Below are 6618 nucleotides of genomic sequence, written 5' to 3' on the forward strand. Positions count from 1 at the left end.
TCCTGTGGGAGGTGGGACCATGGACACCTCGGCCGACCGGATCGCGGATCCCTGGGGTGCGCGTACCCCCTACGCCCCCGGCACGCCCTGGCCGTCCCGGACGGACACGCACCTGCGGGCCGGGATAGCCGAGCCGGACGTGGATCGCTGGGTGCAGTCCGCCTCGCTGCTGCATTCCAACGGCGACGCGATGGACATCGCGGTGCGCGAGGGCCGCATCGTGGGGGTGCGGGGCCGGGCCGCCGACCGGGTGAACCGCGGACGCCTGGGCCCCAAGGACCTCTACGGCTGGCAGGCCAACGCCTCTCCGGACCGGCTCACCAGGCCCCTGGTCCGTGAGAACGGCCGGCTGGTGGAGTCCGACTGGGACACCGCCATGGGCCGGATCACCGCCCGGGCCCGGCACCTCCTGGACGACAAGGGCCCGGGCTCGATCGGCTTCTACACCACCGGACAGTTGTTCCTGGAGGAGTACTACACCCTGGCCGTCCTCGCCCGCGCCGGCATCGGCACCAACCACCTGGACGGCAACACCCGGCTGTGCACGGCGACCGCCGCCGAGGCGCTCAAGGAGACCTTCGGCTGCGACGGACAGCCCGGCTCCTACGAGGACATCGACCACGCCGACACCGTCGCCCTGTTCGGGCACAACATGGCGGAGACGCAGACCGTTCTGTGGATGCGACTCCTGGACCGTCTGGAGGGCAGCGACCCGCCCCGGCTCGTGTGCGTGGATCCGCGGTACACGCACGTCGCCCGGCGCGCCGACGTCCACCTGGCCCCGCGCGCGGGCACGAACGTCGCGCTGCTCAACGCGCTGCTGCACGAGATCATCCGCACCGGCCGCGTCGACCGGGCCTACGTCGACGCGCACACCGTCGGCTTCGAGGAGCTCGCGGCCGCGGTCGAGGAGTGCACGCCCCGCTGGGCGGCCGGGATCTGCGACGTGCCCGCGGCGCAGATCGAGCGGGCGGCGGAGATCCTCGGCACCGCCGAGCGGCTGCTGTCCACGGTCCTCCAGGGCGTCTACCAGTCCCACCAGGCCACCGCCGCCGCCGTCCAGGTCAACAACCTGCACCTGGTCCGCGGCATGCTGGGCCGCCCCGGCCGCGGACTGCTGCAGATGAACGGCCAGCCCAGCGCCGAGAACACCCGCGAATGCGGCGCGGACGGCGACCTCCCGGGCTTCCGCAACTGGCAGAACGACCAGCACGTGGCCGAACTGGCCGCGGTGTGGAACGTGAACCCCGAGACGATCCCGCACTACGCGCCGCCCACCCACGCGATGCAGATCTTCCGCTACGCCGAGCAGGGCTCGCTCCGGATGCTGTGGATCACCGGCACCAACCCGGCCGTGTCCCTGCCCGAGCTGTCCCGTATCCGGTCGATCCTCGCCCAGGAACGGCTGTTCGTGGTCGCGCAGGACCTCTTCCTCACCGAGACCGCGCAGCTCGCCGACGTGGTCCTGCCCGCGGCGACCTGGGGTGAGAAGACCGGCACCCTCACCAACGCCGACCGCACCGTGCACCTGTCGGAGAAGGCCGTCGAACCGCCCGGCGAGGCCAGGGCCGACCTGGACATCTTCCTCGACTTCGCCGCCCGCATGGACTTCCGCGACAAGGACGACGGGCCGCTGATCACCTGGCACGACCCCGAGTCGGCGTTCGCGGCGTGGCAGCGGTGCAGCGCGGGCCGCCCCTGCGACTACACAGGCCTCGACTACGACCGGCTGCGCGGCGGCAGCGGCATCCAGTGGCCCTGCACCGAACAGGCCCCCGACGGCACCGCGCGCCTCTACACCGACGGCATCGCCTACGCCCACCCCGACACCTGCGAGAGCTACGGAAAGGACATGGTCACGGGGGCGAGCATGGAGCCCGTGGAATACCGGTCCCTCAACCCCGACGGCAAGGCGGTCATCAAGGCGGCGGAGTACCTCCCGCCCCACGAGGACACCTCCGCCGACTACCCGCTCCAGCTCATCACCGGCCGGACCGTGTACCACTTCCACACCCGGACCAAGACCGCCCGCGCCCCCGAGCTGAACGCCGCCGCGCCGGACGTCTGGGCGGAGATCTCACCCGCCGAGGCATCCGCCCAGGGGCTCGCCGACGGCGACCTGGTCCAGGTCACGACCCCGCGCGGGGCGGTACGGGCCCGGCTGCGCACCACCGCGATCCGCGACGGCATGGTGTTCCTGCCCTTCCACTACGGCTACTGGGACACCCCGGCCGGCCACCGCCCGCCCGACGACGGCCCGGGCCGTGCCGCCAACGAGACCACCATCACCGACTGGGACCCGGTCTCCAAACAGCCACTGTTCAAGACCGGCGCCGCCCGTGTCACCCTCGTTGCGCGGCGCGCGAGCGACACCGGCACCCGGACCGAGACGGCGGGGAGCAGCACATGACCGGCATCGGCACCACACTCCGCCTCCTCCATGACGGCGAACGCGACCTGGAGCAGGATCTGCTGGCCGCCGCGGCACGGCACCACACCGACCACGAGTTCCACCATGTCGCCCTCGATGTCGCCGGCTGGTCACGGGAGCACGCGGCCCGCCTCGCGGACGCGGGCCGCGACCTGGGCCTCGACCTGTCAGGACCGCGCGACAACCCGTCGCCCGGGGCACTCGCCGCGCTCAGGGAGAAGGCGTCGGAAGCACTCGGCCGGCGCCCCGCGACCGGCCTGCTCCTCCTGCACGACCTGCGCGACCTGCACCTGGCGGCCGCGCGGAACTCCCTGCACTGGGAGATGCTCGCCCAGGCGGCGCAGGCCACCCGGGACGAGCGGCTCCTGGCGCTGTTCACCGACTGCCATCCACAGACGCTCCGGCAGCTCCGCTGGACCAACACCATGATCAAGATCCTGGCGCCGCAGCTCCTGACCAGCGTCTGACCGGTCCGTCAGCGCTGCTGTGCGGCGATCAGGGCCCGGTACCAGCGGTAGCTGTCCTTCGGCGTGCGCTCCTGCGTGCCGTAGTCGACGCGGACGATCCCGAAGCGTTTGCCGTAGCCGAAGGCCCACTCGAAGTTGTCGAGGAGCGACCACACGTAGTAGCCGCGGACGTCCACGCCGGCGTCCATCGCGGCCCGCAGCGCGGTGAGATGGTCGCGCAGATAGGCGACCCGGTCGCTGTCGTGGACGGCCCCGTCGGGGCTCACCCAGTCGTCCTCCGCCGAGCCGTTCTCGGTGATGTGGAGGGGCGGCAGTGCGTCGCCGTACCGCTCGTGGAGTCCCACCAGCAGGTCGGTGAAGGTGCCGGGCGCGACGGGCCAGCCCATGGCGGTGTGCCGGACGCCGGGCAGCCGTACCTCCTCGTACCGGTTGTCCGTCGCCACGCGGCGCGCCGGGTCGCTCTCCCGGTACGGGGCGTCGGCCACGACGATCGGCCGGTAGTAGTTGACGCCGAGGAAGTCCAGCGGCTGGGAGATCAGCTCCAGGTCGCCGTCCCGCCGGAAGTCCTGACCGGTGATCAGCTCGCCCCAGGTCTCCTCCTCGGTGTCCGGATAGCGGCCCGCAAGGATCGGCTCGGTCCACACCAGGTTGTGCTGTGTGTCGGCACGGGTGACGGCCGCCCGGTCGGCGGGGGAGTCGGTGGCGGGGAGGTTGTGGTCGAGGTTGAGAGTGATGCCGACCTCGCGCACACCGGCGGCCCGCAACGCCCGTACGGCCAGACCGTGCCCGGCCAGCAGGTGATGGGCGGCGGCCAGCGCGCCCCGGCCCTCACGGGCGCCCGGGGCGTGCCGGCCGACGGAGTAGCCGAGGAAGGCGCTGCACCACGGCTCGTTGAGGGTGATCCAGCGCGGCACCCGGTCGCCGAGGTGCTCCGCGACGACGGCCGCGTACTCGCCGAACCGCTCGGCGGTGTCCCGCACCCGCCAGCCGCCGCCGTCCTCCAGGGCCTGCGGCAGATCCCAGTGGTAGAGCGTGGCGGCGGGCTCGATGCCGGCCGCGAGCAGTTCGTCGACCAGGCGGGAGTAGAAGTCCAGCCCCTTGGGGTTCACGGGGCCGGCCCCGTCCGGGACGATGCGGGGCCAGGCGATCGAGAACCGGTAGGAGTCCACGCCCAGCTCCCGCAGCAGCGTCACGTCCTGCGGATAACGGTGGTAGTGGTCGCAGGCGACGTCACCGGTGTCGCCGTTCGCGACCAGACCGGGGGTGTGGCTGTAGGTGTCCCAGATGGACGCCCCACGTCCGTCCTCCTGCACCGCCCCCTCGATCTGATACGAGGCGGTAGCGGCCCCGAACACGAAGCCGGGTGGAAAGCTCGGGAAGTCAGTCATGTACTCAACGATGCCCGCCCCCGCCCCTCGAACCGGGGGAAACCACCGGGATCGGTGGCGGAGCGCGCGTCGAGCGGGTCGTCGTGCCCGCGCCCGCATAGTCTCGCGGCTCCCGGCCGCTTCCCCAGGAGAGACCCATGGGTGACTATTACGACCTCGGAACCCACAGCCGTCCCGTCACCACGTCCTCCGCCGAGGCCCAACTCTGGTTCGACCGCGGCCTGGTGTGGACGTACGCCTTCCATCACGAGGAAGCCGTCGCCTGCTTCGAGAAGGCCGTCGCGGCGGACCCGGAGTGTGCGATGGCGTACTGGGGCATCGCCTACGCGCTCGGCCCGAACTACAACAAGCCCTGGGAATTCTTCGACGACGACGAGCTGGTGCGGACCGTCGAACGCACGCATGACGCGGTCGAACGGGCCCACGACAAAGCCGTGCACGCCACGCCGGTGGAACGGGCCCTCGTCGGGGCCCTGCGGGCCCGCTACCCGCAGTCCGAGGCCGTCGAGGACTGCTCGGTGTGGAACGAACCCTACGCGGACGCGATGCGGGCGGTGTACGCACTGGCGCCCGACGACCCGGACATCGCCACCCTGCACGCCGACGCGCTGATGAACCTCACTCCCTGGCAGCTGTGGGACCTGACGACCGGCCAGCCTGCAGAGGGCGCACGGACCCTGGAGGCCAAGGCCGTGCTGGACGGCGCGCTCGGCACGGACGCCGGAGCCCGCCATCCCGGGGTGCTGCACCTCTACATCCACCTGATGGAGATGTCCCCGGCACCGGAGCAGGCCCTCACCGTCGCCGACCGGCTGCGCGGCATCGTGCCGGACGCCGGGCACCTGCACCACATGCCCTCGCACCTCGACGTCCTGTGCGGCGACTACCGCCGGGTCGTCGCGGCCAACAGTGACGCGATCGCCGCCGACGAGAAGTTCCACCGGCGGGCCGGCGCGATGAACTTCTACACCCTCTACCGGGCGCACAACCACCACTTCAAGATCTACGGGGCCATGTTCCTCGGCCAGTCACAGGTCGCCCTCGACACCGCCGCCCAGCTGGAAGCCGCCATCCCCGAAGAGCTGCTCCGCGTGCAGAGCCCTCCGATGGCCGACTGGCTCGAGGGCTTCCTCGCCATGCGCGTCCACGTACTGATCCGCTTCGGCCGCTGGACCGACATCCTCGACCTGCCCGCTCCCGCCGACCCGGAGCTCTACGCGGTGACCACCGCGATGCGCCACTACGCGCGCGGCGTCGCCCTCTCCGCCACCGGCGAAGTCACCCGGGCGGAGGCCGAACGCGAGCTGTTCCGCGCGGCGGTGAGCCGGGTGCCAGAGACGCGGATGCTGTTCAACAACACCTGCCGCGACATCCTCGCCATCGCGGCGGCCATGCTGGACGGAGAGCTCGCATACCGCAGGGGCGACCACGACCTCGCCTTCGCCGCCCTGGAGCGGTCCATCGAGCTGGACGACGGCCTCCCCTACGACGAGCCCTGGGGCTGGATGCAGCCCACCCGCCACGCCTACGGCGCCCTGCTGCTGGAACAGGGCCGGGTGGCGGAGGCCGAGGCGGTCTACCGCGCGGACCTCGGCCTCGACGACACCTTGCCCCGTCCCCTCCAGCACCCCGGCAACGTCTGGTCCCTGCACGGCTTCCACGAGTGCCTGCTCCGGGCGGGCAGGGCCGCCGAGGCGGCCCTGGTGGCCCAGCAGCTCAAGATGGCGACGGCGCTGGCCGACGTCCCGATCCAGGCTTCGTGCTTCTGCCGCCTGGACACCGCGGCCGGCCCGCAGCCTGCCGACGGGTGCTGCCACTGAGAATGGACCGCACGGGTCCGACGGCCGCCGGTCAAACCCCGGTCGGCGGCTGCGCTGCCGGCGGCCGACGCATCAGGACCACGCCGTACACGACGATCCACACCACCCACATCAGCCAGCCGACGAGGCCGAGCAGACCCAGCGGGCCGGTGTGGTCGATGACGAGTGGGGCGAGCACGGCCGAACCGAACAGCAACACCGCCGCCACCAGCCCCCACCGGCCGTGCCACGGCCGGATCAGCCCGGCGCGCAGGCCGCCGACGGACAGGCCGACGAGCGCGAGCGCCAGGAAGGTGCCGTTGAGGGTGAACAGGGAGTCGTGCAGCGCCCAGAGACCCCGGTCCGCGCCGGTCCCGTCCGCGGCCGTCGACGCGAGCGCCAGCCGGATCGCGACGACCCCGGCGAAGACGGCGTTCTGGAGGAGGAGTCCGGCGAACCCGAGCAGGGCCCACGCCTCGCCCCGGTCCCGCTCGGACCGCCACAGCACACGGACCGCGCCCGCCCCGAACAGC

General features: G+C 72.1%; 4 protein-coding genes and 1 pseudogene. 3 read left to right on the forward strand and 2 right to left on the reverse strand.

The window, feature by feature from the left end; genetic code table 11:
* The first annotated feature begins 19 nt into the window (after window positions 1-19).
* Window positions 20-2410 (forward strand): nitrate reductase, encoded by a 2391-nt coding sequence (locus GTY47_RS02730; RefSeq protein ID WP_010038185.1) that lies wholly within the window; start codon window positions 20-22, stop codon window positions 2408-2410.
* Window positions 2407-2898 carry a hypothetical protein gene (locus GTY47_RS02735; RefSeq protein WP_010038187.1) on the forward strand — a complete coding sequence of 164 codons (492 nt, stop codon included), beginning with the start codon at window positions 2407-2409 and terminating at the stop codon, window positions 2896-2898. The genes GTY47_RS02730 and GTY47_RS02735 overlap by 4 nt, the downstream gene beginning before the upstream one ends.
* Window positions 2899-2906: 8 nt before the next feature.
* Here GTY47_RS02735 and GTY47_RS02740 read toward each other — a convergent pair whose 3' ends face one another.
* A complete protein-coding gene (locus tag GTY47_RS02740; protein WP_010038189.1) occupies window positions 2907-4286 on the reverse strand; it encodes a GH1 family beta-glucosidase in 1380 nt (459 codons plus the stop codon).
* Between the two features lie 137 nt (window positions 4287-4423).
* On the opposite strand from GTY47_RS02740, the gene GTY47_RS02745 reads away from it, so the two are divergent.
* A complete protein-coding gene (locus GTY47_RS02745) occupies window positions 4424-6106 on the forward strand; it encodes a hypothetical protein (protein ID WP_010038190.1) in 1683 nt (560 codons plus the stop codon).
* Window positions 6107-6137: 31 nt separating this feature from the next.
* On the opposite strand, the pseudogene GTY47_RS40075 reads toward GTY47_RS02745, so the two are convergent.
* Window positions 6138-6618: pseudogene (locus GTY47_RS40075) on the reverse strand (2-oxoglutarate/malate transporter); the annotation flags it as partial.

Source organism: Streptomyces sp. SID5464 (genome assembly GCF_009862985.1).
GTDB classification, from domain to species: Bacteria; Actinomycetota; Actinomycetes; order Streptomycetales; family Streptomycetaceae; genus Streptomyces; species Streptomyces chartreusis_D.

Coding starts and splice junctions, on each gene's coding strand:
- GTY47_RS02745 (WP_010038190.1), top strand. CDS start 4,424: ATGGGTGACTATTACGACCTCGGAACCCACAGCCGTCCCGTCACCACG.
- GTY47_RS02730 (WP_010038185.1), top strand. CDS start 20: ATGGACACCTCGGCCGACCGGATCGCGGATCCCTGGGGTGCGCGTACC.
- GTY47_RS02735 (WP_010038187.1), top strand. CDS start 2,407: ATGACCGGCATCGGCACCACACTCCGCCTCCTCCATGACGGCGAACGC.
- GTY47_RS02740 (WP_010038189.1), bottom strand. CDS start 4,286: ATGACTGACTTCCCGAGCTTTCCACCCGGCTTCGTGTTCGGGGCCGCT.